The following is a 23,873-nucleotide window of genomic DNA, read 5'->3' as shown; positions in this document are numbered from 1 at the left end:
TGCTGCAATGCCATTCGAAACGGTCGTGGATTGTCGTCATCCCTGGGAGGGGACCATGAACAAGCTGCATTCGAACACCCGCCATACCCCACTGGCCGCCGCACTCGCGGCTGCACTCACCCTGCTTGCCGGCAGCGCAGGCGCACAGGACGCCGGCAACGCCGCCGGGGTCACCGACCTGGACAAGGTCATGGTCAAGGGCGTGCGCGGCGCGCAGGCCGAGGCCATCGAGAACAAGCGCACCGCCGCGCAGATCATCGACTCGATCTCTGCCGAAGACATCGGCAAGTTGCCCGACGTCACCATCACCGATTCGCTGCAACGCGTGCCCGGCGTACAGATCCGGCGTTCGGCCGGCGAGGGCTCGCAGCTCAATATCCGCGGCATGCCGCAGGTGCAGACCACCATGAACGGCGAGTTGTACCTGAGCGCCGGTGGCGGCGATCAATACGGCCAGCCGAACATCGGCCGCGCGCAGCCGGATTTCGTCGATATCCCGCCGACGCTGTTCAGTGGGGTGGATGTGATCAAGTCGCCGACCGCCGCCGATCTGGATGGCGGCATCAGCGGTACCGTCTCGCTGAAGACGCGGCGCCCGTTCGACCTGCCGGAAGGCTGGACCTTCAGCGGCCAGGCCGAAGGCTCCTACGGCGACCGCGTGCAGGAACTCAACGAGCTGTACTCGGGGCTGGCCAGCTTCCGCACCGAGCGCTGGGGCGCGTTGCTCGCCGTGTCGTACTCCGACGCCACGCTGGAGAACAAGCACCCCAGCGTGTATTCCAATGGCGCGCAGAAATCCACCGAGCAGAATGTGGGCTTCGATTTCAACGGCGACGGGCGCATCGGCAGCAACACCGACCCCAGCAATCTGCCGCGCGATTACTTCTACAACTGGGTCGCCACCGAACTGGACAACCGCAGCACCGATCGCCAGCGCACCGGCATCAACGGCTCGTTCCAGTTCAACATCAACGATTCGTGGACGGTGTTGGCCGATGCGGCCTACACCAAGCTCGAAGACCAGGACACCTCGGTGGCCGCGCAGCTGCACACCGGTTGGGCCACCAACCAGTTGCAGCCCGGGTCGGTGGTCGACTCCAACGGCGTGCTCGAATACGGCCAATTCCGCTACAACCGCTTCCAGGCCCACTCGATGGCCGGCGTTGCCGACTCGGACGCGCTCAACACCAACCTGGAGCTGCGCTTCGATGATGGTGGCCCTTTGCGTGCCTCGTTCCGCTGGGTGCATGGCGATGCGCAGCGCACCTACGACGAAGCGCGTGCCGATGCGGTGGTGACGCGTGGCGACCAGATCACGCGCGCCGGCGGCGTCACGCAGTGGGCGAACGCCAACGGCTTGCCGACAGTGGATGCCTCGGTGGATTTCCGTGGCACCTATCCGGCGGTCAACCTCGGCACCGACGTGTCCAACCCGGACAACTGGCAGCTGATGTCGACCTGGGCGCAGGGCAATAAGATCGAAGCGACGATGGACGCGTTCCGCGCCGATGGCACTTTCGAGTTCGACGAGGGCGTGGTGCGCGGCTTCCAGTTCGGCATCCGTTACGGCGAGCGCGAGGTCAAGCTGGACACCTATCGCTATCTGTCGCCGGTATCGACCAGCTGCGCCGACCCGAACCGCTCGCTGTATTACTTCAAGGATCCGCTGATCGTGGACACCTGCAGCGGCGTCTCTGAAGCGCGCCTGCTGCCGTTCAATTCGATTCCCGGTTACTGGGCGTATTTCAACGACTTCGATCCGCTCAAGGTCACCGGCCTGGGCAGCCAGGGCCTGCCGGCGATCAACCCGCAGGTCATGAAGGATCCGGTGGGCTATCTCAACAGCCTGTACCCGGGCAACGTGGCCTACCAGCAGGCCGCCGACTCCTACAAGGTCACCGAAAAGAGCACCGCAGCGTATTTTCTGGCCAATCTGGAAGGCGGTACCGGCAGCGCGGTTCCGTGGACGGCGAACATCGGCGCGCGCATCGTGCAGACCAAGCTGGCGATCGACCAGTACCTGAGCAGCGGCAATGTGTTCATCGGCAATGTCGAGTGGAACGGCGTCAGCCCGGCGATCGGTACCAATCGCCTGAACCGCCAATACACCGACGTGCTGCCCACCGCCAACCTGTCGCTGGACATCACAGACGCGCAGAAGCTGCGCTTTGCCTACAACAAGGCGGTGGCGCGCCAGGACCTGCCCGATCTCGGGCGCGGGCTGGTGAGCTTCTATGCGGTCAACGGCACGCCACCGCGCAACCCCGCGTTGCCTTCGGATGCGGTGCTGTTCCTCAATGGCCGCTCCGGCAATCCGGATCTCGATCCGTACCGCGCCACCAACTACAACGCCTCGTGGGAATGGTATTTCTCCGATGCGTCGTTGGTCAGCGTGGGTGCGTTCCTGATCGATGTGAAGTCGTTCCCCACCACAGTGACCAATATCGAGCTGTTGCCCGACGCCGATGGCGTGGCGCGGCTGGGTGGCCCGGTGGAGCGCATCGTCAACGGCGGTGGCGGCAAGATCAAGGGCTTTGAAGTGGGGTATCAGCAAGCCTTCGACTTCCTGCCCGGCTGGTTGAGCGGCTTTGGTACCAACATCAACTACACCTTCTCCGACGCCGACACCGACAACACCGATATCGACGGCAACACCTTGCCGATCGGCGACAACTCCAAGCACCAGGCCAACGCGGTGCTGTGGTACCAGAAGGACAAGCTGCAGGCGCGTGTGGCCTACAACTGGCGCAGCAAGCGCTTCAGTCAGGTCAACAGCGGTGCCTGGGGCGACGAGCTGGCGATCTGGAACGACGACGTGGGCTATCTCGATGCGTCCTTCAGCTACGACGTCAACGATCACCTGACCCTGTACGCCCAGGCCACCAATCTGACCGGCGAAAGCGAGCGGCGCTACGCGCAGTGGACCAACCACTACTACGACCAGAACATCTTCGAACGTCGTTACTACGCGGGCTTGCGTCTGCGCTTCTGATCCGGCTGCACCGTTGTGCGACCCAGCGCACCCCCGCGCTGGGTCGCGCATGTTTCGCTGTTGTCGCTCTCCAAGCGGTCATTGCGCTTTCTTCCCGTCGCCGCTGAGTGCGGCGCTGCAGTACGCCTGACGGCAACGTCAGGCACCCTCCCATTCGGCCGCATCGTCGGGAAGCGATGTGGCCGTTTTTTTGCGTGATGGCGCAGGAGTTACCCGATGCCGATCGATGCGGCGCTTAGCGCGCCGGCGGCCCGGCCGTCGAGCCGCGCTTGACCACGGTGTACTTCATCACCTGATGCACGCCCTGCGCGGGATCGCCCTTGCGTCGCTGGCGGATCGCATCGGCCAGCAGCGACACCGCCGCGCGGCCCATCGCGGTGACCGGTTGATGCACGGTGGTGAGCTCGGGCCAGATGGTGGTGGCGACCGGGGTGTCGTCGAAGCCGGCGACCGATACGTCCTCGGGCACGCGCAGGCCCAGTCCGTGTGCGACCGCAACGGCGGCTGCCGCCATATCGTCGTTGCTGCAGAACAGGGCGGTGGGCGGTTGCGCCTGCGCGAGCAGGCTGCGCGCGGCGAGCAGGCCGGAGTGATAGGTGAACAGACCGTCCGCCATCAACTCTTCGGCCACAGGCAGGCCGGCAGCCTGCAGGCTGTCGAGATAGCCATTGGCACGTAATGCACTGGGCGTGTGCTTGGGGTCGCCCTTGATCAAGGCGATGCGGCGATGGCCGAGTTCGATCAGGTGATCGACGATGGCGCGCGCAGCCTGATAATCGTCGATGCGCACCGAGCTGATTTGCGCCATCGGTGCGCCGCTCGCCACCGCCACGACCGGGATGCCGCGTGCATCGAGTTCGGCGATGGTCTGGCGCGAATCGCATAGCGGTGGCGGCAGGATCACGCCATCCACGCCGGCCGCCAGCAAGCGCTCGGTGGCGGCACGCTGGCTGCGGATGGCGCCGCATTTTTCCACCAGCACCTGGCTGCCATTGAGGCTGCTCTGTTCGAGCAGGCCGAGCATGAATTGGTTGAGGTAGGCCGCGCTGGGATTGCTGTACAGCACGCCGATGCGCAACAGGCCGCTGGTGCGCAACGAACGGCCGGCCAGGTTGGGGCGATACCCCAATGCCTGGACCGAGGCTTCCACCCGCACGCGCATTTCCTCGCCGACATGCGGGTGGCGGTTGATGACGCGCGAAGCGGTCATCGGCGAGACGCCGGCGTGCTTGGCGACATCCAGCAGGGTTGCCGCGTTGTTCGCACTGCGTTGGCGCTTGGCCGCCATTGTGTGTGCTCGTCCTGGAGTGGAAGCGAAAGGCAGGTGGCGTGCTTGAGGCCTGCAGCGACCAGGACGTGCCTGGCCGCTGGCGATCGTCGCTGCGATGTCGGTATCGGCACAGATCACGCGCAGTGTGCGCGTGCTCTTTGCCGCGCGCACTCAACGGAGGAGTGCACGCGACGTCTGCAAATGCAGTTATTCGCTCGGCGGCTGCACGCTTTTTGCGCGGCTGCCGAAATCGCCATCGGCTTCGGCCGCCAGATACGCAAACACCGTGTAGGCCGCGACGTTTTGCGCAAGCGCCTTGGGGTCGATCTTGTCCAGCGTGTCGTCGGCGGTGTGGTGCAGATCGAAGTAGTCGGTGCCGTCCTGCGCCAGCCATGCCCAGGCGCCACCCTTGGCGGAAATCGGCCCGACATCGGGGCCGGGGCCGCCCTTGCTCGGCTCATACGCGATGCCCAACGGCGCAAGCGCTTCGGCAATCTGTTTGGTCGCTGCGCGCGACTCGTCCGGTGCCGCCGAGCCGGTGTTGATCGCATAGATGCGCCCGGCACCAAAATCGCTCTCCGCGCCGATCTGATGCAGCGCCATGTCCTTGGCATCCTTGCCGTGCGCGGCTGCATATGCCTTGCCGCCGTACAGGCCTTGCTCCTCGTTGGCGAAGGCCACCACGCGGATGCTGCGCTTGGGCGCCTGCTTGAGTTGGCCGATCAGGTGGCCCGCGGCCATGGTGATCGCCACGCCGGCGCCATCGTCGATCGCGCCGGTGCCCAGATCCCACGAATCCAGATGCCCGCCGATCACCACCACTTCCTTCGGCTTGCTGCGTCCGGTGATTTCGCCGATCACGTTGTAGGAGGTCGCGGTGCCGTCCCAGCCGCAATCCAGCGCCAGTCGCACACGTGTGCTGCCCAGCGCGGTCAGGCGCGCGAGCTGGTTGGCATCGGGCACCGACAACGCCGCTGCCGGTACCGGCGTCACGCCTTCATCGAAACGGGTGATGCCGGTATGCGGCACGCGGTGCGAGTCGGTGCCGGCCGAGCGCATCACGAAGCCGATCGCGCCCTTGCGGATCGCTTCCGACGGACCCTTGCTGCGCACCGCGCCGCCATTGCCGTAATCCTTGCCGTCGCGCGCCTTGGTCATCTGGTAATCGACGAACGCGATCTTGCCGGCCAGCGAGCCGGCCGGTGCGGCCTGCAGTGCGGCCAGGTTGTCGAAGCGCACCACCTCGCCTTCGACGGTGCCGCCTGGGCTGCCGCCCAGTGCAGTGATGTGCAGGGGCTGCGCATGCGCACCGATCACCGCCGCCTGTTCGCTGCGCCGCTGCCATTTGGGAAAGCTCACCGGCTCGGTCCACACCTTGTCGAAGCCCAGCGACTGGAACTTGGCCTTGGCCCAGGCCACCGCGCGCGGGTCGGCCTCGCCACCGGCAATGCGCGGGCCCACTTCGGTGGTCAACGATTCCACCACCGCAAAGCCGGTGGTGTCGGCCAGGGCCTGCTCGCGCAGCTGCGCGGCGGTGCGCAGCGCGCCATCGGCGATGGTGGTCTGTGCGGCAAGCGCGGGTGTGCAGGCGAGTAGGGCAGAGATGGCAACAGCGAGGCGACGCATGCAGGGCGGCTCCAACGACAAGGGGACCCCGAGCTTATCAGCGCGAGGTCCCCCGTCTGCGTGCGAAAGGTCATCCTCCTGCGCGAAGTTGCGCAGCGGATGTGTCCGCTTACGGCACGCCCGGTGTCTTCAGTGTGTCGTTCTTCAACGAATCGCGGATCTCGCGCAGCAGCAGCACTTCTTCGCTCGGGCCCTTGGGGGCATCAGGCTTGCGGTGGGTCAGGCGGTTGATCAGCTTGACCACCATGAAGATCGCAAAGGCGATGATCACGAACTGCACGACGGTGTTGATGAAATCGCCGTAGCCGATCGCCACTGCCGGAATTTCCTTGCCGGTGGCATCGACGCCGGCTGGCTTGAGCACCCACGCCAGGCGAGAGAAATCCACATTGCCGATGGCCCAGCCGATCGGCGGCATGATGATCTTTTCCACCAGTGCAGTGACGATCTTGCCGAACGCTGCACCGATGACGACACCGACCGCCAGGTCGATGACATTGCCACGCATCGCGAATTGCTTGAATTCGCTGACCATTCCCATAGCGCACTCCAGATGCGGTCGCGGACCAACTGCCGCAAGGTGATCGTAGCGGGCCGCGTGTCAGCCCGCGATGATGCCGTGGCGCTCGGCAACGTTTTCCAGGCGTGCGCTGAACTGATCGCCCGGCAGCAGCGGGCCGACACCGGCCGGCGTGCCCATGAAGATCAGGTCGCCCGCGCGCAATGCATAGAGCTTGGAGAGCTCATGCAAAATCTCCGGCACGTTCCAGATCATCTGATCCAGCAACGACTGCTGCCGCACTTGGCCGTTGACTTCCAGTGACAGGTTCAATGCCTCCAGCGCACCCACTTCGCCGGCATGCACCAGCTCGCTGATCGGCGCGGAGTGGTCGAAGCCCTTGGCGATGTCCCACGGCAGGCCCTTGGCCTTGGCAGCTGCCTGCAGGTCGCGTCGGGTCAGGTCCAGGCCCACGCCGTAGCCGTAGATCAGCGCCTCTGCCTGCTCCACCGCCAACTCGCCGGCCGGCGCATCGCTGCCCAGTGCCACCACCAGCTCCACTTCGTGGTGCAGTTCCTTGGTGCCGGGCGGGTACGGAATGTGGTCGCCGTGGCCGACCACGATCGCATCGGCAGGCTTCATGAAAAAGGTCGGCTGGCCACGCTCGGCCTTGGAGGCCGGCGCAGTGGCGCCCATCTCGCGCGCGTGATCGGCAAAGTTGCGGCCGACACAGTAGATGCGGTGCACCGGAAAGTTACCGCCACCAACCACCGGAATGCGCGGAACATCGGCGGCGGGAATCACATCGTGGGTCATGCACGCATCCTTGGGGAACGGGGCACGTGAGTCTAGCCGTTTGGCTGTGCATGACGGAACCGCCGTGCTGCAGCGTGCAGTGCGGCGCAACGTCTGGCTGGCAGGTCTGCGATCACGGCTTGCATCGGCGCACGCAAACTCGCGCAGGCCGATAAATACCTGCGCGAATGATTCGGGATTGGATGCTCACCGCGCTGGAGGCGGTGGACTGGCGCCTCAGTGCGACAACGGCAGCGCAGGCTTGCGCACCACGCGGTATTCGGCCTCGACCACGCGGGTGTGCTGCGGCGTGCGACGGTTCGATTTGCTCAGCAGCTTCCAGGCAATGCCGCCCAGGATCATCGCCGCGCCCACGAACACGCTGAAGAAAATCAGCACCGCAAGGATGACCAGACCAGCCAGGCCGGCGGCCACGCGCACCAGCGGGTGACGCGGCTTGCGCGGGGCAAACAGGTGGTGGAGGTTACCGAATTGGAAGATGCGTGCAGGCATGGCGGTGGGCTGCCGGGCAGGAAACAGGCAGGCAGTATCGTTGCGGTTTCATGTCATTGAGTGAAAACTTCGTTAAACGATAGCTCGTTTTGTTAAATCCATCACATCCGATGTGTTGCGCGATTGTCGCCTTGGCGGCCCGGAGCAGCGCCCACACGGGCCAGCAAATGCGTGGACCGTAACCACTGCGTGGCGTCGGAGTGATGCAGGCGCATGCCACAATCGCAGTCCGTTCTCGAACAGCAGACTGCATGTCTTCGTCATCGCCCACCACGCTTGCCGAACTGGCGCAGATTCCCGACGCCGGGTTTCTGGAAGTCGAAGCGGTCTGGGATGGCGGCCCGGAGTCCTTGGTGCTGTACCGCGACGGCGCCCAGGTGCGCGCCTGGTTGAACGTCTGCCCGCACGCCGGCCGCCGGCTGGATTGGGCGCCGGGCCAGTTCCTCAAGACCAAGGACGGCCATCTGGTGTGCGCAGCGCATGGCGCAGCGTTCGAGCTCACTGGCGGCGAGTGCATCAGCGGCCCGTGCCGCGGTCAGTCGCTGCTGGCGGTGCCGGTGCGTATCGAGGGTGAGCAGGTGGTGCTCGGGTGACTGATGAAGGTGGCGCGGCTCAGCGCGCTGCCCACCAGAACATCAGGTTGATCATCGACACCATCACCACGATGTAGATCAGCGACAGCGGTGCGCCCACGCGCCACAGCTCGCGCGGCTGATAGTTGGCCGGGCCGGCCACCATCGAGATCACCGGGTTGGAGGCCGTCATCAGATTGTTGGACGCCGACAGCGCCACGATCAGCGCGAATGCGGTGGGGTTGCCGTTGGCGGCCAGCGCCAGGTTGACCGCAATCGGCACCATTACGATGGTGGCACCGACATGGCTGATCACCAGCGAAAACGCGGTGGTCAGCAGCGCCAGGCTGATTTCCAGCGCCCATACCGGAATGCCTTCGGGCAGGCGGTCGATGGTATGGCCCGCCACCCAGGCCGCAGTGCCGCTGCTGTCCATCGCCCAGCCGAGTGGAATCAGGCCGGCCATCATGAAGATGGTCTTCCAGTTGATCGAGGCATAGGCCTCGTCCATGCGCAGCACGCCGCTGACCAGCATGCAGGCCACACCGGTCATCAAGGTCAGTGCCACCGGCAAGCGCGAGGTCAGTGCGATCAGGATGGTGAAGGCGAAGATCGCCATGGCGATCTTGAACTTGTGTGGGCGCTGCTCGCCCTTGGGAAAGTCGGTCACCGGCACGAAGTCGCGGCTTTCCGCCGCCTGCGCCAGGTCCTGCCAGATGCTGTGGAACACCAGCATGTCGCCGCCACGCAGCGGCACGTTGCGCACGTCCTCGCGGATCACCTGCTTGTCGCGGTTGATTGCCAGCAGGCTGATGCCGCTCTGCTTGCGCAGGCGCAGCTCGGCGGCGGTCTTGCCGATCAGTCGCGAGTTGGGCGGAATCAATGCTTCGGAAATGCCGGCCAGGCTGGGATTGAACAGATCGCCCAGGTTGCGCAGGCGCGAGGACATGCGCAGGAACTGGTTCTGCGCAAAGTCGGTCACTTCCTGGCGCGGCCCCATCGCGCCGAGCACGCTGCCGACCCAGATGCGCATGTCGGCCGGCGGCGCCAGGCGGGTGTCGTTGCCGGTCTTCAGGGCCAGCAGCAACGGCGCGTCGTGCAGCGCTTCGGCCTCGCCCAGGGTCATGCCGACCAATGGGCTTTCGGCGCTGACGGTGAGCTCGAACACGTCGCCGTCGATGCCGTAGGTCTTGGCGAAGTAGCTTTCGGTGCGCGAGGGCGTGACGCCTTCGTTGATCAGGCGTTCTTCTTCGATCAGCTTGCGGTCGCCGTAGAAGCGGAAGTACAGCAGTGCGGCGATCAGCAGGGCCACGCCGATCGGCAGCGGCGCGAACATCGTCAACGGCTCGATGCTGGCCATGCCCGAGGGCAGGTTGTTGTTGGCCGAGACCAATAGATCGTTGAGCAGGATCAGCGGCGAATTGCCCACCATGGTCAGTGCGCCGCCCATCACGATGGCCGCGGCGATCGGCAGCAGCATGCGTTGCAGGGTCAGCCCGGTGCGTGCGGCCAGCCGCGAGGCGACCGGCAGGTACAAGGCCATCACCGACGGGTTCTGCATGAAGGACGAATTCAAGCCGGAGATGGCCAGCGTCATCATCATCAGGCGTTGTTCGCTGCCGTGCGAGCGCCGCAGCAACCAGGTCGCCAGGCGATTCAACGCACCGGTGCGCTCCAGCCCCGCACCGAGAATGGTGGTGGCGATGATGCTCATCACCGCGTTACCGGAAAAACCACCGAACAGTTCTTCCGGCGCCACCAGCCCGGTGACGCCCAGCACCACCAGCACGATCAAGGCCACCACGTCGGCGCGGATGCGCTCGAACAAAAACATCGCCATCGTGAAACCGACCAGCCCGAGGACGAGCTTCATATCGTTGGTCAGTGTCAGCGCGGTGTCCATCGGGGCAGGGATTCGGGATTCGGGAGTGGGGATTGGTCAGGCGACTGCGGCGTCGAGTATGCGGGGAAGCGCTGTTACGAATCCCCAATCCCCGCTCCCGAATCCCGGTCATAAACCAGATCCCACACGCCGTGGCCGAGCTTCTGGCCGCGGGTTTCGAAGTGGGTCTGCGGGCGCCAGGCGGGGCGTTCGACGTGGCCGCGCGGGCCGGCGCGATTGACCAGGCCCGGGGTGGCGTCGAGCACGTCCCACATCTGTTCGGCGTAATCGGCCCAGTCGGTGGCCGCATGCAGGCGGCCGCCATCGCGCAGCTTGCGCACCACCAGCTGCGCGAACGCCGGCTGGATCAGGCGGCGCTTGTTGTGGCGCTTCTTGTGCCACGGATCGGGGAAGTAGATGCGCACCTCGTCAAGCGCGCCATCGGCGATCTCGTGTTCGAGCACTTCCACCGCATCGTGGTGATACAGGCGCACATGCGTGCTGCCATCCTCGTCCAGCGCATTGAGCAGGCGACCGACGCCGGGCGCATGCACCTCGATGCCGATGTAGTCGCGGCTGGGGTCCTGCTGCGCGGCAAAGCGCAATGCCGCGCCATTGCCAAACCCGATCTCCAGCACCTTGGGTGCGGGACGGCCGAAGGCCGCATCGAGATCGCGCGGCGCACCGCTGTAGTCCAGGCCGAAGCGCGGCCACAGCTCGTCGAACGCGCGCTGCTGCGCCGGGGTGAAGCGGCCCTGGCGCAGCACGAAGCTGCGCACCTGCCGGCGGCCCTCTTCGATGGTGAAGGGCTTGGGCGGCATCTTGGCGCCGTCGCTGGTGAAAGGATCAGTCATGAGGAAGTCACATCAAAAAACAAAAGCCCCTCTGCCTTGGGGAGAGGGGTTGGGGTGAGGGTACGGCGTAAGGGAGCACGTGCAGCAACGCGCGATCCAGCAACGGCCACATCCGGCACGTCACACGGCCAGGCAGTGCGCATCGACGGCAATGTCAACGCAGCCCACCCACTCATCCAATCACGCCATCCACCGGACTCGACGCCGAGGCATACCGCTTGCGCGGAATCCGCCCGGCCAGGAAGGCTTCGCGTCCGGCCTCGATCGCCTTGCGCATCGCGCTCGCCATCAGGATGGGATCGCGTGCACCGGCGATGGCGGTATTCATCAGCACGCCGTCGCAGCCCAGCTCCATCGCGATTGCCGCATCCGATGCCGTGCCCACGCCGGCATCGACAATGATCGGTACCTTGGCGTTTTCGATGATTTCCAGCAGGTTGTACTTGTTCTGGATGCCCAGCCCGGAACCGATCGGCGCGGCCAGTGGCATCACCGCCACGCAGCCGATCTCTTCCAGGCGCTTGGCCAGGATCGGATCGTCGGACGTGTAGACCATGACGTCGAAGCCATCGGCAACCAACTGCTCGGCAGCCTTGAGCGTCTGCACCACGTCCGGATACAGCGTGCGCTCGTCGCCGAGCACCTCCAGCTTGGTCAGGTTGTGGCCGTCCAGCAGCTCGCGCGCCAGCCGGCAGGTGCGCACCGCGTCTTCGGCGGTGTAGCAGCCGGCGGTGTTGGGCAGCAGCGTGTAGCGATCCGGCGGCAGCACATCGAGCAGGCTGGGCGCGTTCGGGTCCTGGCCGATGTTCACCCGGCGGATCGCCACGGTGACGATCTGCGCGGCGGCTGCTTCGGTGGCCAGGCGGGTTTCGTCCAGGTCCTTGAACTTGCCGGTGCCGGTCAGCAGGCGCGAACGGTAGGGCTTGCCGGCGATGATCAGCGCATCAGAGGGGGCGGTATTGGTCATCGGCCAATTATCACCGATCGCGCGCAGCTGCGCCGGCCTGCGTGCCGCATCAACCGCCGCCCAGCGCGTGCACGATCTCCACCACATCGCCGGCACGCAACCGGTGCGTGGCATGCCGCCCGCGCGACACGATTTCGCCATTGATCTCCACCGCCACGCGCCGTTGTGCAAGACCTTCCTGCTCCAGCAGGGTGGCCAGCAGCAGGTCGTCGGGAATGTCGCGCGGGGTGCCGTTGAGTTGAATGTTCATGTCATCATTGTGGCATCGCGTGCCGCCAGGGCGCGCGTTTTTGCGTTATGCGGCAATGCAGCGTGAGCGCGGGCGGCGAGGGTGAAACCATGTGCCATTCGCCGGCGTACGTCAGCAGGTCCGGTCCAGTTCCACACTACCTTGAGCAGGCACTCCCATGGCTTCAACCCTTCGCCCGATCCGTTCCCTGATGGCCGTGGCCATCGCCATTGCGGCCACCCCGGCCATGGCCGCGTCTGCGTTCGACCAGACCGTGTTCTTCGGTGACAGCCTCACGGACAGCGGCTATTACAACCCCTTGCTGCCGGCCGCCTCGCGCGCGGTCACCGGCAAGTTCACCACCAACCCGGGCTGGGTCTGGGCTGAGTACGTCGCCGACCATTACGGCACCAATGCTGCGCCCAACGGCAATGGCCAGACCGGCGACAACTACGCCGCCGGCGGTGCCCGCATCCAGGCTGGTTCGACCAGCGTGCTCGGTGCCGCGCCCTCGGTGACCAGCCAGATCAACACCTACCTGAGCGCCAACGGCGGCCAGGCCAACCCGAATGCGCTCTACACCGTATGGGGCGGCGCCAACGATCTGCTCGCCGCTGCCGCCGCGCCGGCCCAGGCGCAGGCCATCATCGGCAACGCGGTCACCGCGCAGGTCGGTGCAGTCGGCGCCTTGCAGGCCGCCGGCGCGCGCTATGTGATGGTGCCGACTATTCCGGACGTGGGCATCACCCCGCGCTTCCGCGCCGGCGGTGCCGCCGCGATGGCGCAGGGCACTGCTGCGGCAACCGCCTACAACACCGCATTGTTCAATGGCCTGCGGTCGGCCGGCCTGCGCGTGATCCCGGTCGACACCTTCCACATCCTGCAGGAAGTGGTTGCCGATCCAGGCACCTACGGCTTCAGCAACGTCACCAGCACCGCCTGCAACCCGGCCGTGCCGCTGCCGGCCTGCAACCCTACCAGCCTGGTCGCCGCCAACGCGCCCAACACCTATGTGTTCGCCGATGGCATCCACCCGACCACCGCCACCCACCAGATCCTGGGCGAGTACGCCATCTCGCTGCTGGAAGCCCCGCGTCTGCAGCAGGTGCTGACGCATTCGGCGCAGGCGATCGGCCGCGCGCGCGCCGACCAGGTGGCCTGGCATCTGGACGGCAAGCCGGACGCCGATGGCCTGCGTTGGTGGGGCAGCGTGCGTGGCGACATGCAGCGTTACGACCACGCCGATCTGTACGACGGCATGGCCCCGGCCGGCCTGTTCGGTGTGGACTGGACTGCGGGCGACCTGGTGTTCGGCGGCTTTGCCGGCTTCGGCAGCATGGACGCCGACTTCGGCAACCGTAACGGCAGCTTCAAGCAGGACGACACCACGCTGGGCGGCTTCTTCGGCTGGTACACCGGCCCGGTCTGGGTCAACGCGCAGGTCAGCTACAGCTGGCTGAGCTACGACGTCGACCGCGAAGTGCAGCTGGGGCCGGCCACCCGCGTGCACAGCGGCTCGCCGGACGGCAGCAACCTCACCGCCGCGGTCAACGCCGGCTATTCGCTGGGCGAAGGCAACGTCAAGTACGGCCCGGTGGTCGGCCTGACCTGGCAGAAGCTCAAGCTCGACGGCTACACCGAGAGCAACGAAAGCTCCACCGCATTGGGCTACGCCGATCAGGACATCGACTCGATGGTCGGCCGCATCGGCTTCCAGGTGCGCCTGGATGGTGCTGCGGTCAAGCCGTACCTGCAGGCGACCTACGACCACGAGTTCAAGGACGGCACCGAAGCCAGCGCCTGGCTGCAGTCGATGCCGGAAGTGGGCATGTACACCGTCCCGGGCCAGAACTTCGATCGTAACTACGCGACCGTCGTGCTGGGCGCCCGCACCGGCCTGTGGGGCCTGCAAAGCAACATCGGCCTGAGCACCACCACCGCCCAGCGCAGCGCCCGCGACGCGACGCTGTTCGTGAATTTCAGCGGCAACTTCTGATCCACGCGCCACACGCGTTGCAAACGAGGGCCGGGCAACCGGCCCTCGTCACATCTACGCATTGCGCCCGGCCCCCGCACCCGCCTAAACTCTTGCAACGCCGCGCGGGCGTAGCTCAATGGTAGAGCTGTAGCTTCCCAAGCTACTGACGTGGGTTCGATTCCCATCGCCCGCTCCAGAGCTTCCGCCAAGTCTCTAAGTGCCTGACTTGGTTGGATATTTTGGTCGATTGATGATTCCGAGCGATGCCCCCTTGAGGTATCAATCGAGGTATCAATCTTGCCCAAGCCTCTGATGATGTCGCGCTCGGCTGGCCTATATGCGCGCTTCTTTGTTCCCACCGGTCTTAATCTTGGCCGTCATCCTCATCGTATAAGGCGAAGCGCAGTGCCGTACGCGCAACATTGACAAGCAACCAGGTAATGATCACTGACCGCTTCGCCCTATAAGCGGACCGTCCGTGTCGGTTAGCTAAGTTCTTCTAGTATCAAAAGCCAGCCTTGTAGGTGAATTGCGAAATGACAGTCACGTAAATGCTGTTGCGGATTTCCTCTAGAGACACTCCGTCCAGCCAGATCGTATGAATCCGCAAGTACCCAGTCACAATCAAATCGCGGCGATGTCGGCGCACCTGGACAGATTTTATCCAAAGATGTTCGTGCAGGATTCATCCGATAGTGCGGCGTAAAGATCCTTTAATGCCGGGTGATGTTCTCCGAGAACCGGGGTGTGTCCTTAGTCGAGTCGATATCAGCATTCATCACGTGTTTCCCGAATGTCCGGTGGAGCCCTGAGGATTTGACTTCTTGATGCCACGAGAGCGCATTTATCTAGCTGGTCTGCTCCTGGCCATATTCGACGCAGGTGTTTAGGGGGCAGCAGCGGCTTCCACGCTCACGCAGCTGATTCCTGGGCAGGGCGTACATCAATCTATCGTCGCAATTCGTCATGTCCTAGCAGCACATTGCGCCTTGGAGCGTTTACTCCTCTCGCTAGGCGGAATCCAGACTCTGGACAGATGGCGGAGCCAGCTGGTCGCCGCAAATCAACATATAACAAGAGCTGGTCTAACTAGACCTAGGGTCGCAGCTTGTGAGATGGCCGTGTGATTTCATGTTCCTCCGCGAAGTTGAACAGTTCGAATAGAAATGCCGTCAACTGCGGATCTAATGTGGTCAAGTTTCCAGCGCCAATTTTGATCGTCGTTTTTTGGGGCGTGAGAGATTGCAAATATTCAGGAGTAAGTGATGAGTGAGTCAATCAAAATGTCGGTTGAAGAAGTGCCTGATGGTAGCGTGACAAGGCAAAAAATAAATAATTCGGCATACTCAACTATTCTTGAGTCCCAGGCTGGGGTAGCCGACAACGGGATTATTAGTCCGTTAAGGTTAGTGGATAAGCTTAAATATGATGGTCTAGCCTCTGCGAGGTCGTTCGGGATTCTCGGGGATGGATCTAATCAGACGGCATTAATCAACTCGGTGCTGAGCCTTGGGAAGCCAATCTACTTTCCTGAAGGCAACTACGCGTGCTTTGATCAGCTTGTTGTGCCAGCCGGCGGCGGTATCATCGGGTGCGGCGAGAAAACTAGATTTGTTAGAAATTTTAGCGCCGGAAAGGCACTTATAAGTTACGTGGGAAATGGGGGTGATGTTGGTCAGCAGCCTTGGCTTCGGCGATTCGCCATTACAACCGCCGCCAATCAATTTGTCGGAGAAAATGATAACGGTATCGAAATTGGCATTGCTGCGCCTTGGGGGGGGCGTGGAGAAATTGCTGACATCACAATTGTTGGGCAGTTCGATGGTTTCAAGTGGAAGGGCGGCAGCGTGACGTCTTTCAGTGCCATCCGTTGCTATGATAGCAAGCGGCATGGTTTCTTTGGGGTCAACCCTCGCGGCGAGCTGCTTGAATGCCACGCGGAGTATAGTGGTGGCAATGGATACTATATTCTAGCGACTAATCCTGGTGAAACTGGCGTCCGTCTCATCAATTGCGGGACGTTTTGTAGTCAGGAATTTGGCTTGCAGGTTGATGCTTCAATTCAGGAGGGTGGTGCCAACATTTGGCTGATTGGGCGCTTTTCCTCGTCATTTGATGGGAGGGGTGGAATTCACTCGACCAAGCCTGTTGTGCAATTTTTATGGGATAAAATTTTCATTGAGTATTCAGGGTACTCTCGGAACTTTCGCCCCGCATTTGCCGATTATCCGGATGCCAAGGGAGTTACCCTTGCTGGTCCGCGGGTCGAGAGGATAGCTGGAAGCGACATCGAGATATATAATTGTCGCGGACAAGGTATTCTTGTTGACAATGCTGACATCCAGTTGTCGGGGGTCACTAAGGTTGCTAATAACGGCCGAGGTCTTGGGGTGGGAGCCGACCGCGTGGGTGTTGGAATTCAAAACGGAGCGCGTGTCTTTATCCAGTCATTTTACACGGAGGCTCATAAAGCGTCTGTAGCCCAAAGCACGGATTTGGCTATCAATACTCCAGATTGCGTCGTGGAAGTAGGTGAGACGGATTGTAGGGCTGTCTACAATGTAGGGTCACCAGTCTCTTGGGTTGGACGGAGAAAGAATCTCGAGGCCGTAACGATACCGTCTGCTTCGACGTTATTAATTCCGGGGTATGCCAAGCGGGTAACCGTAACAGGCGGGACTAATATCAATGCTGCTACACCCACGTGGCCTGGTCATGAGATTGTTGTTTACTGCGAGGCATCTCCGAGCATTTCCAATGGAAACAACCTGAGGAAGCAGTCATTGTCCGCGGAGAAGGTTAGTCGCTGGACATGTGATGGCACTAACTGGTGGATTTCCAGTTGAGCTAGCTTCTCGCTTAATGACGGGCAGGTTGTTTTCCTGCCTGTCCCTAGATATCGATATAGGTGGCCAATGCTGAGCATATTTAGACCTACCGGGTATTAGCGCGAAAGCAAAATTGCTGCAGGCAAAAAAACAATCGTAGGTTGGGCGATGAATGGGCCGTACTCAGCCCAGTGCTCGACATGGCCATCGAGCGTCTGGCGTAGTCCAGCGCAGGGCTTTAATCAGCAAAGGCGACAGCTCGAGGTTGGAATCGATGCAACGTAAAGCAGCCGGATCTGGAAATCATGAGCTCCGGTAGGGATTTCCATCGCGCGGAATGGGGGGGCGTGAGTAGTAATCGTCCACATGTCAAATTGCAGTGACGCCCGATAGAGGTGCTCCTTGTTGGAGCTGGCACCTGCGTTCGTCCAACACCAGTATCAGATGACCGGCTTTCGATGCGCCCTGACTAACGCGTCATCATGGAAAAACGACTCAGGCCGCTAGGTGGGTGAATATCCAACCTGCGTATGAGAGCAGCACGACGTAACCAACGACAAGCGCCGCATGGACAGCGCGCTGATGAGAACGGATGAGATGCATGCTCCCCTCGCATACAAATGACAGTGGGCGTGTAAACATCAGGCGCCCCTCATCTGCGTAATGGGCGGCTTATGTGTCGCGCTTCGTTGCGTGATGGTGTCGTGAAAGTATACGTGCTGCAAATAGATATTTGCTATCAGTAATCCATTGTTCGATTGGTTTTGTATTGGGGTAGTACTGGATCTGTATTTCTGGCAATGTCCGATCCACTCCAATGTGGCAATAACGGGCCCTGCCCTAGGTAATGCCCGTGGGCAGGCTGTCTCCTTCGGGAGGTAGCAACGCAATCTCGGAACTATCTGTGAAGCAGCTAGGCTGAGCGGAACGATTTAGCTGCCGATGCGGGGCTATCGTGTGTCGCAGTGTCTGCTACAACCGATTGCGTAGATGCGGCTGGACGTGATTTTTGGCCTTGAGGCTGACATCGATTGCAGCGTGCCGCGGCGAATAACGCCAGTTGCGCGCTTCGCTATTTCCTTGCCCATGGTCAGGAACCTCCTGATTGAGCGGGCTCGCAGCGATGGGCATAGTGGCAGCCATCATCGAGCGAGCACCATGACGGCCACGCATCCTCAACTCATCGGCGCACTTCTCAAGGGCATACGCCGCGCCGAGTCCGCGCGTGCCGCCTCGGTTGCTCACCGCGCCGAGCAGATGCGTTTTGGTTACGGCACGCCGGACGATGCGGGCAAGGTGCTGGAGATGTTTGCGCTGGATTCCGAGCAGATTCGTGAGCTGGGGCTGGTGGGGGTGGAAGAGCTGGGCGAGGCGGTCTGCCATGCCTGGTCCATCAATGCCGGCGAGTTGGATCGGGTGGTGCAGTGGTTTTCGGCGCCCAGGGTCGAGTTTGTCGGCAAGCACTGCGGTGAGCTGATCCGGGCCGGGCGCATCGGGCCGGTGCTGACCATGGCCCGCGAGCATGCCTTGCTGCGCCATCGCTGACCGCAGCCAGACTCGGGCGCGTCCTGCCGCTTTACGCTAGCCGGCGCAACGGCAATACTCGCTGACCCGTCCAACCTTAGTTTTGCCAATGCGCCAGGTTCCGCCCGCTTCACCCTCTGCCGCCGCCAAAGCCCAATTGCTGGAAGAGCTGCGCAAGCTCGAGCAGGAAGAAGCCCAGCTGAAGTACGCCCAGACGCTGGAAGCCTTCGACCAGGTGGTCGAGGTGCTGACCCAGTTCGGCAGCCGCTTCAATGCCAAGCAAAAGTCCCAGATTGCCTCGCTGGCAATGACTGGCAAATCCAAGGGGCCGTTGTCGTCCACGGGCGAAGTGGTGGCCAAGTACTGGATTCCGCATTCCGGCGAGACTTGGTCCGGGCGTGGTCGCACGCCGCGTGCGTTCAAGGCCTGGGAAGGCACCAGCTCCTACAAGGAGTGGAAGGCCAATCATCCGGACAAGCGATTCCCGCTGTATCCGGGCTGAGTTTTTGCGTATTCAAGGTCTTGCTGTGGCGCGTTAGCGTTTAGCGATTCACGACCGTCGCGCACTTTGGTGTTATCGCCGTCATTGCTGCAGTGCATTCGATGCGCTGCCGGATCGTGCAATCAAAGCTGGATGTGAGCATGCTTTCCAATGTCGCCATGCTCTAAGCCGGAGACGGAGAATTGCGCGTACAGCTTGTTGCGTCGTGATTGACCGGCGGGTTTTTCGATAGATGTACTCGAAATGCGCGATTGCCGGGTGCGGCTGTTTCAGCTTTTGTTAGTTGATCGACTATCGATAAAGACGAGTGATAAGCCGATAGGTTTTGCCCTAATCCGCATCGCCACGCGTGTCACTAGATACCAAGCCGCTGCTTCAAGCTCTTTGGCAAACGAAGCGATTGGAGCTCTATCTGCGACTGCGGCGCGTCAGCAGCGATTGTGTTTGCCCCGCGCTCGACGCAGAGCCTGGGTTTCACCGGCAGGGTTGTAACCGCGTACGAACTACTGCATCGGTTTCCATGGATACGTAGCGTAGATCCTGTTCAAGTCGAAGTACCCGGCGCATATGGCCAAGCAATAGAAAACTCGCGGCCTACCGGGTTTCCGGCAGGCCGCGAGTTCATGTTGCCGCATCAGTGTTACTGGTCGTTCTTGCACTCGAACACCGACACGCTGCGCGGCGGGGCCAGGAATTCGCTGGCGCCGGCCGGCATCATGTCCACTTCCAGCGCTTCGTCGGTCGAGAGCGCCAGCTTCCAGTGCACCGGTTCGTCGGCCGAGGGCAGGGTGAAGGTCACGCCTTCGTGGTAGGCATTGATGACGATCAACAAGGTGGCGTCGTTGGCCAACTCCTTGACGCCGGAGGTCTGGGCCTTGCCTTCCAGCAGCAGTCCCACCGAGCGCGCGCCGGCATCGGTCCAGTGCGCGTCGTCCATTTCGGTGCCGCCCGGATTGAGCCAAGTGAGATCGCGCAGGCCCGCTTCTTCGTTGTACTGGCCGTTGAGGAAGCGGCCGCGCGACAGGATCGGATAACGCTTGCGCAACTGCGTCAGTGCCTTGACGAAGTCGGTCAGGCGGCCATCGGTCGGGTCGTTTTCCCAGTCCAGCCAGGTGATCTCGTTGTCCTGGCAATAGGTGTTGTTGTTGCCGCCCTGCGACTGTGCCCGCTCGTCACCGGCAAGCATCATCGGCGTCCCTTGCGAGAGCAGCAGCGTGGCGAGCAGGTTCTTCATCTGCCGCTCGCGGATCTGCAGCACATCCGCGTTATCGGTGTCGCCTTCTTCGCCGTAGTTGCAGGAACCGTCGTTGGACGAACCGTCGCGATTGTCCTCGCCATTGGCGATGTTGTGCTTCTCGTTGTAGCTCACCAGGTCGCGCAGGGTGAATCCATCGTGCGCGGTGATGAAATTGACCGACGCCCACGGGCGGCGACCGCGACGATCGAACAGATCAGCCGAACCGGTGAAGCGCGTGGCGAACTCGGCGAGCTTGCCATCCTCGCCCTTCCAGAACTCGCGCGCGTTGTCGCGGAACTTGTCGTTCCATTCCGACCAGCCCGGCGGGAAGTGACCGACCTGGTAGCCGCCGGGGCCGCAGTCCCAGGGTTCGGCAATCAGCTTGACCTCCGACAGCAACGGATCCTGGTTGCAGGCATCCAGAAAACCGCCGCGCTGGTCGAAGCCGCTCGGCTCGCGTCCCAGGATCGTGGCCAGGTCGAAGCGGAAGCCGTCCACATGCATTTCGCCGGCCCAATAGCGCAGCGAGTCGTTGACGAACTGGATCACCCGCGAGTTGCTCAGATTGAGCGTATTGCCGGTGCCGGTATCGTTGATGTAGTAACGCTTGTCTTCGGCAAGGCGGTAATAGCTGGCGTTGTCGATGCCCTTGAACGACAGCGTCGGGCCCAGCTCGCTGCCTTCGGCGGTGTGGTTGTAGACCACGTCCAGGATCACTTCCAGGCCCTGCTTGTGCATGGCCTTGACCATGTCGCGGAACTCATCGCGATGTCCGCTGGACAGGTAGCGCGACTTCAGCGCGAAGAAGCCAATGGTGTTGTAGCCCCAGTAATTGCGCAGGTCCCTGTCCAGCAGATGCTGGTCGTCCAGATACGCATGTACCGGCAACAGTTCCACTGCGGTGATGCCCAGGTCCTTGATGTATTGCAGCACCTGCGGCTGCGCCAGGCCGGCAAAGGTGCCGCGTACAGCCTCCGGTACCTGCGGGTTGCGCATGGTGTAGCCACGCACATGGGTCTCGTAGATCACCGTCTCGTTCCACGGCTTGAGCAGGCGCGCGTCGTCTTCCCAGTCGTAGGTGTCTTCAACCACCACACACTTGGGCATAAACGGTGCGCTGTCGCGCTCGTCGAAACTCAGATCGCCATCCGGGTGACCCACGGTATAGCCGTAAAGTTCGTCTGCCCAGATCAGGTCGCCATCCATCTCGCGTGCATATGGGTCCATCAACAGCTTGTTGTGATTGAAGCGGTGGCCTTCGGTGGGCTCATACGGGCCATGCACGCGGTAGCCGTAGCGCTGGCCGGGTTTGACGTCGGGTAGGTAGCCGTGCCAGATCTCGTTGGTGTATTCCGGAAGATCCACCCGCACTTCGGTGCCCTGTTCGTCGAATAGGCACAGCTCCACACGCGTGGCATGCGCGGAAAACAACGCAAAATTGGTGCCCTGACCATCGAAGACGGCGCCGCGCGGGAACGGGCGTCCTTGGCGGATGCGGGAGGGGTTGGCGTAAGCCGCGCTTGCTGGACGTCGCATTGAGAGTCTCGGGTGCGCCGGCATGCCGGCATTGAGGGAACTCAAGCATTGCGGGTTGCGCTGTGCAAACTGCGTCATGACGACACGGGGGCGGCGTGAGGACGGTTGATGCGGCGCGCGGCGGCCGGTCATTCCGAGCGCGGTGACGGAAGCGGGCGCGCTGACGCGGATGAGCTGAGACGTTGAGTCGAGCACGTTTGCTGCGCTGTCTGCGCGACTGTCGCCGGGCAAACCTGCCGTGCATCACTTGTGCAGAGGTACGCACGCGCGCGCTTGAGCGCCGCGCAGCCGCCCTGCTAGCATCCAGACCGTCGCAGCCAAGCCGCGCATGCAGTGTTACAGCTGCCTTGCTGCGTCACTTCCACCTCCCATTCTCGGGGCCGTCGCACACCCGTCGAACGCAACGTGCAGGGCAGGGACGCTGCCCGCGCGTGCAATCGACCGGCAGACCTACGGACTTGGGTCACTCCGTCATCAGACTCCGACCATGTCCAGGCCGCGCCGTACACCTGCCGCGATGAAAATCGCCATTCTTTCCCGCAACAGCAAGCTGTATTCGACCCGGCGGCTCATCGAGGCCGGGCGCAAGCGTGGCCACACCGTGCGCATCCTCGACCCGCTGCGCTGCTACATGCGCATTGCCGCCGATGGTTTCAGCTTGCACTACAAGGGCAAGCCGATCACCGGGTTCGATGCGGTGATCCCGCGCATTGGCGCCTCGGTCACGCGCTATGCCACCGCCGTGTTGCGCCAGCTCGAATTCATGGGCACCTACACGCCCAACCCGTCCGACGCCATCCTGCGCTCGCGCGACAAGTTGCGCGCGCATCAGCTGCTGGCCGCGCAAGGCATCGACATGCCGGTGACCGTGTTTGGCGACAACCCGGACGACACCCAGGATCTGCTGTCGATGCTGGGCCCGCCGCCGCATGTGGTGAAGTTGAACGAGGGCGCGCAGGGCGCCGGGGTGATCCTCACCGAGAAAGCCAGCGCCTCGCGCGGCGTGGTCGAGGCACTGCGCGGGCTGTACGCCAACTTCATCGTGCAGGAATTCATCGGCGAGGCCGAGGGCGCGGACCTGCGCTGCTTCGTGGTCGGCGACCGGGTGGTTGCCGCGATGCGCCGGCAGGCGGCCGAGGGCGACTTTCGTTCCAACCTGCATCTGGGCGGCAGCGCTGCGGTGGCCCAGGCCACCGAGCAGGAACAGGAGGTCGCGGTACGCTCAGCGCGCGCGCTGGGCCTGGCCGTGGCCGGCGTTGACCTGATCCGTTCCAGTCGTGGGCCATTGGTGCTCGAGGTCAATTCGACCCCTGGGCTAGAGGGCGTGGAAGGGGTCTGCGAGGTGGACGTGGCGGCGGCGATCATCCAGCACCTGGAGCAGTCGGTCCGCTGATCGGGTCAACAGCTTTGTTAGCGAAAATTTAACGAAAATCTAATCCTTTCCTCGCTAGCCTCACCCGACCGTAGCTCCGCTCTCGGCAGTGACGGTGATCGGGATGAACTTTTGGCCCAAGTGCGTTGTCGCACTTGGGCCTTTTTATGTGGTGGCTTGCTGCCCCCAGGCTTCACGTCTACATTCGCTGATGTTAAATCGCTCAGGCACACAAGGAGGCGTCGGCATGGCAAGGCAAGTCACCGCAATGCTCAGCGTGATCGGTTTCCTGATCAGCCCTGCCCGCGCGATAGCGGGTGATCTCGGCACCCCGTCCAAGCCACCGGCAAAGCAGGTGCGGAGCGATCTGCACAAAGGCGCGAAGTACTTCGAGAGCAGTCAGGATGAGCGCGCTAAGGTGACAGCAGCACTTGATTGCAGCGAAGCCACGTTGGAGGCGCAGCCGGATGTCACCGTGCTGCAGCCGGACCAGCGCGCAGCGTTGCATAACGATCAGGAGCCCGTCACCCAGATTTTGACCAAGGCAGGCGAAGATGGTCGGCTAGTTGCCGGCGCGCACGTGCAGCTGGTTCGCAGATGAGTACCAGACAGGGTATGACCGCCGCCGAGCGCCGCCGTCAGACGACTGTGAGTCAAGACGAAATTTCTCGGCGCCAGCGCTAAAAAAACAGCTTAA

The 23,873-nt window shown here is 62.7% G+C and carries 17 protein-coding genes, 1 tRNA gene and 1 pseudogene; 9 read left to right on the top strand and 10 right to left on the bottom strand.

Annotation, left to right across the window (positions count from 1 at the left end; all coding sequences use genetic code 11):
* Positions 1–55: 55 nt before the first annotated feature.
* On the top strand, positions 56–2,992 hold the full coding sequence (locus AC1PLA_RS16160; RefSeq protein ID WP_102585144.1) for a TonB-dependent receptor: 2,937 nt from the start codon (positions 56–58) through the stop codon (positions 2,990–2,992).
* Between the two features lie 235 nt (positions 2,993–3,227).
* Here AC1PLA_RS16160 and AC1PLA_RS16155 read toward each other — a convergent pair whose 3' ends face one another.
* The 5 genes from AC1PLA_RS16155 to AC1PLA_RS16135 form a co-directional block, all read right to left on the bottom strand.
* Positions 3,228–4,280, bottom strand: coding sequence for a LacI family DNA-binding transcriptional regulator (locus AC1PLA_RS16155; protein WP_039525778.1), 1,053 nt, complete (start codon positions 4,278–4,280; stop codon positions 3,228–3,230).
* A 189-nt stretch (positions 4,281–4,469) separates the two neighbouring features.
* The gene (locus tag AC1PLA_RS16150) at positions 4,470–5,888 is read right to left on the bottom strand and encodes a M20/M25/M40 family metallo-hydrolase (RefSeq protein ID WP_481104923.1); all 1,419 of its coding nucleotides are present in this window, start codon (positions 5,886–5,888) and stop codon (positions 4,470–4,472) included.
* A 109-nt stretch (positions 5,889–5,997) separates the two neighbouring features.
* Complete coding sequence (mscL, locus tag AC1PLA_RS16145) at positions 5,998–6,429, bottom strand: large-conductance mechanosensitive channel protein MscL (protein WP_024940317.1); 432 nt, start codon at positions 6,427–6,429, stop codon at positions 5,998–6,000.
* Positions 6,430–6,489: 60 nt separating this feature from the next.
* The gene (locus tag AC1PLA_RS16140; RefSeq protein WP_024940318.1) at positions 6,490–7,203 is read right to left on the bottom strand and encodes a fumarylacetoacetate hydrolase family protein; all 714 of its coding nucleotides are present in this window, start codon (positions 7,201–7,203) and stop codon (positions 6,490–6,492) included.
* A gap of 216 nt (positions 7,204–7,419) precedes the next feature.
* Complete coding sequence (locus tag AC1PLA_RS16135; protein WP_024940319.1) at positions 7,420–7,695, bottom strand: hypothetical protein; 276 nt, start codon at positions 7,693–7,695, stop codon at positions 7,420–7,422.
* Positions 7,696–7,946: 251 nt separating this feature from the next.
* On the opposite strand from AC1PLA_RS16135, the gene AC1PLA_RS16130 reads away from it, so the two are divergent.
* Positions 7,947–8,288: a Rieske (2Fe-2S) protein gene (locus AC1PLA_RS16130; protein ID WP_039525787.1), complete on the top strand. Its 342-nt coding sequence runs from the start codon at positions 7,947–7,949 to the stop codon at positions 8,286–8,288.
* Between the two features lie 19 nt (positions 8,289–8,307).
* Here AC1PLA_RS16130 and AC1PLA_RS16125 read toward each other — a convergent pair whose 3' ends face one another.
* The 4 genes from AC1PLA_RS16125 to thiS all read right to left on the bottom strand — a co-directional run bounded on the left by AC1PLA_RS16125 (position 8,308) and on the right by thiS (position 12,220).
* Entirely contained in the window at positions 8,308–10,170 is a 1,863-nt protein-coding gene (locus AC1PLA_RS16125) for an SLC13 family permease (RefSeq protein ID WP_016903329.1), read from the bottom strand.
* A gap of 74 nt (positions 10,171–10,244) precedes the next feature.
* The gene (gene trmB / locus AC1PLA_RS16120; protein ID WP_053045691.1) at positions 10,245–11,003 is read right to left on the bottom strand and encodes a tRNA (guanosine(46)-N7)-methyltransferase TrmB; all 759 of its coding nucleotides are present in this window, start codon (positions 11,001–11,003) and stop codon (positions 10,245–10,247) included.
* Positions 11,004–11,175: 172 nt separating this feature from the next.
* Positions 11,176–11,970 carry a thiazole synthase gene (locus tag AC1PLA_RS16115; RefSeq protein WP_016903327.1) on the bottom strand — a complete coding sequence of 265 codons (795 nt, stop codon included), beginning with the start codon at positions 11,968–11,970 and terminating at the stop codon, positions 11,176–11,178.
* A 49-nt stretch (positions 11,971–12,019) separates the two neighbouring features.
* Positions 12,020–12,220 carry a sulfur carrier protein ThiS gene (gene thiS / locus AC1PLA_RS16110; RefSeq protein WP_016903326.1) on the bottom strand — a complete coding sequence of 67 codons (201 nt, stop codon included), beginning with the start codon at positions 12,218–12,220 and terminating at the stop codon, positions 12,020–12,022.
* Between the two features lie 190 nt (positions 12,221–12,410).
* Here thiS and AC1PLA_RS16105 point away from each other — a divergent pair, with 190 nt between their 5' ends.
* From AC1PLA_RS16105 to AC1PLA_RS16085, 5 genes are all read left to right on the top strand, one after another.
* The gene (locus AC1PLA_RS16105; RefSeq protein WP_184352732.1) at positions 12,411–14,195 is read left to right on the top strand and encodes an autotransporter outer membrane beta-barrel domain-containing protein; all 1,785 of its coding nucleotides are present in this window, start codon (positions 12,411–12,413) and stop codon (positions 14,193–14,195) included.
* 104 nt (positions 14,196–14,299) lie between these two features.
* Positions 14,300–14,373: transfer RNA gene (locus tag AC1PLA_RS16100), tRNA-Gly, on the top strand.
* 1,069 nt (positions 14,374–15,442) lie between these two features.
* Positions 15,443–17,023, top strand: coding sequence for a hypothetical protein (locus tag AC1PLA_RS16095; protein ID WP_481104922.1), 1,581 nt, complete (start codon positions 15,443–15,445; stop codon positions 17,021–17,023).
* A gap of 1,140 nt (positions 17,024–18,163) precedes the next feature.
* Entirely contained in the window at positions 18,164–18,550 is a 387-nt protein-coding gene (locus tag AC1PLA_RS16090; protein WP_026064907.1) for a hypothetical protein, read from the top strand.
* An 88-nt stretch (positions 18,551–18,638) separates the two neighbouring features.
* The gene (locus tag AC1PLA_RS16085) at positions 18,639–19,031 is read left to right on the top strand and encodes an H-NS histone family protein (RefSeq protein WP_023904915.1); all 393 of its coding nucleotides are present in this window, start codon (positions 18,639–18,641) and stop codon (positions 19,029–19,031) included.
* Positions 19,032–19,671: 640 nt separating this feature from the next.
* Here the strand turns inward: AC1PLA_RS16085 and glgX are convergent.
* Positions 19,672–21,804, bottom strand: coding sequence for a glycogen debranching protein GlgX (gene glgX / locus AC1PLA_RS16080; RefSeq protein ID WP_481104921.1), 2,133 nt, complete (start codon positions 21,802–21,804; stop codon positions 19,672–19,674).
* Positions 21,805–22,321: 517 nt separating this feature from the next.
* Here glgX and rimK point away from each other — a divergent pair.
* Both rimK and AC1PLA_RS16070 read left to right on the top strand, forming a co-directional pair.
* Positions 22,322–23,197 (top strand): 30S ribosomal protein S6--L-glutamate ligase, encoded by an 876-nt coding sequence (gene rimK, locus AC1PLA_RS16075; RefSeq protein ID WP_481106215.1) that lies wholly within the window; start codon positions 22,322–22,324, stop codon positions 23,195–23,197.
* Positions 23,198–23,353: 156 nt separating this feature from the next.
* A pseudogene (locus AC1PLA_RS16070) lies at positions 23,354–23,860 on the top strand (hypothetical protein).
* Positions 23,861–23,873 lie beyond the last annotated feature (13 nt).

It is taken from the genome of Xanthomonas sp. NCPPB 1826 (assembly GCF_056725285.1).
Note: the sequence above shows the minus strand (reverse complement) of the source record. Positions and strands in the feature narration are given on the sequence as shown.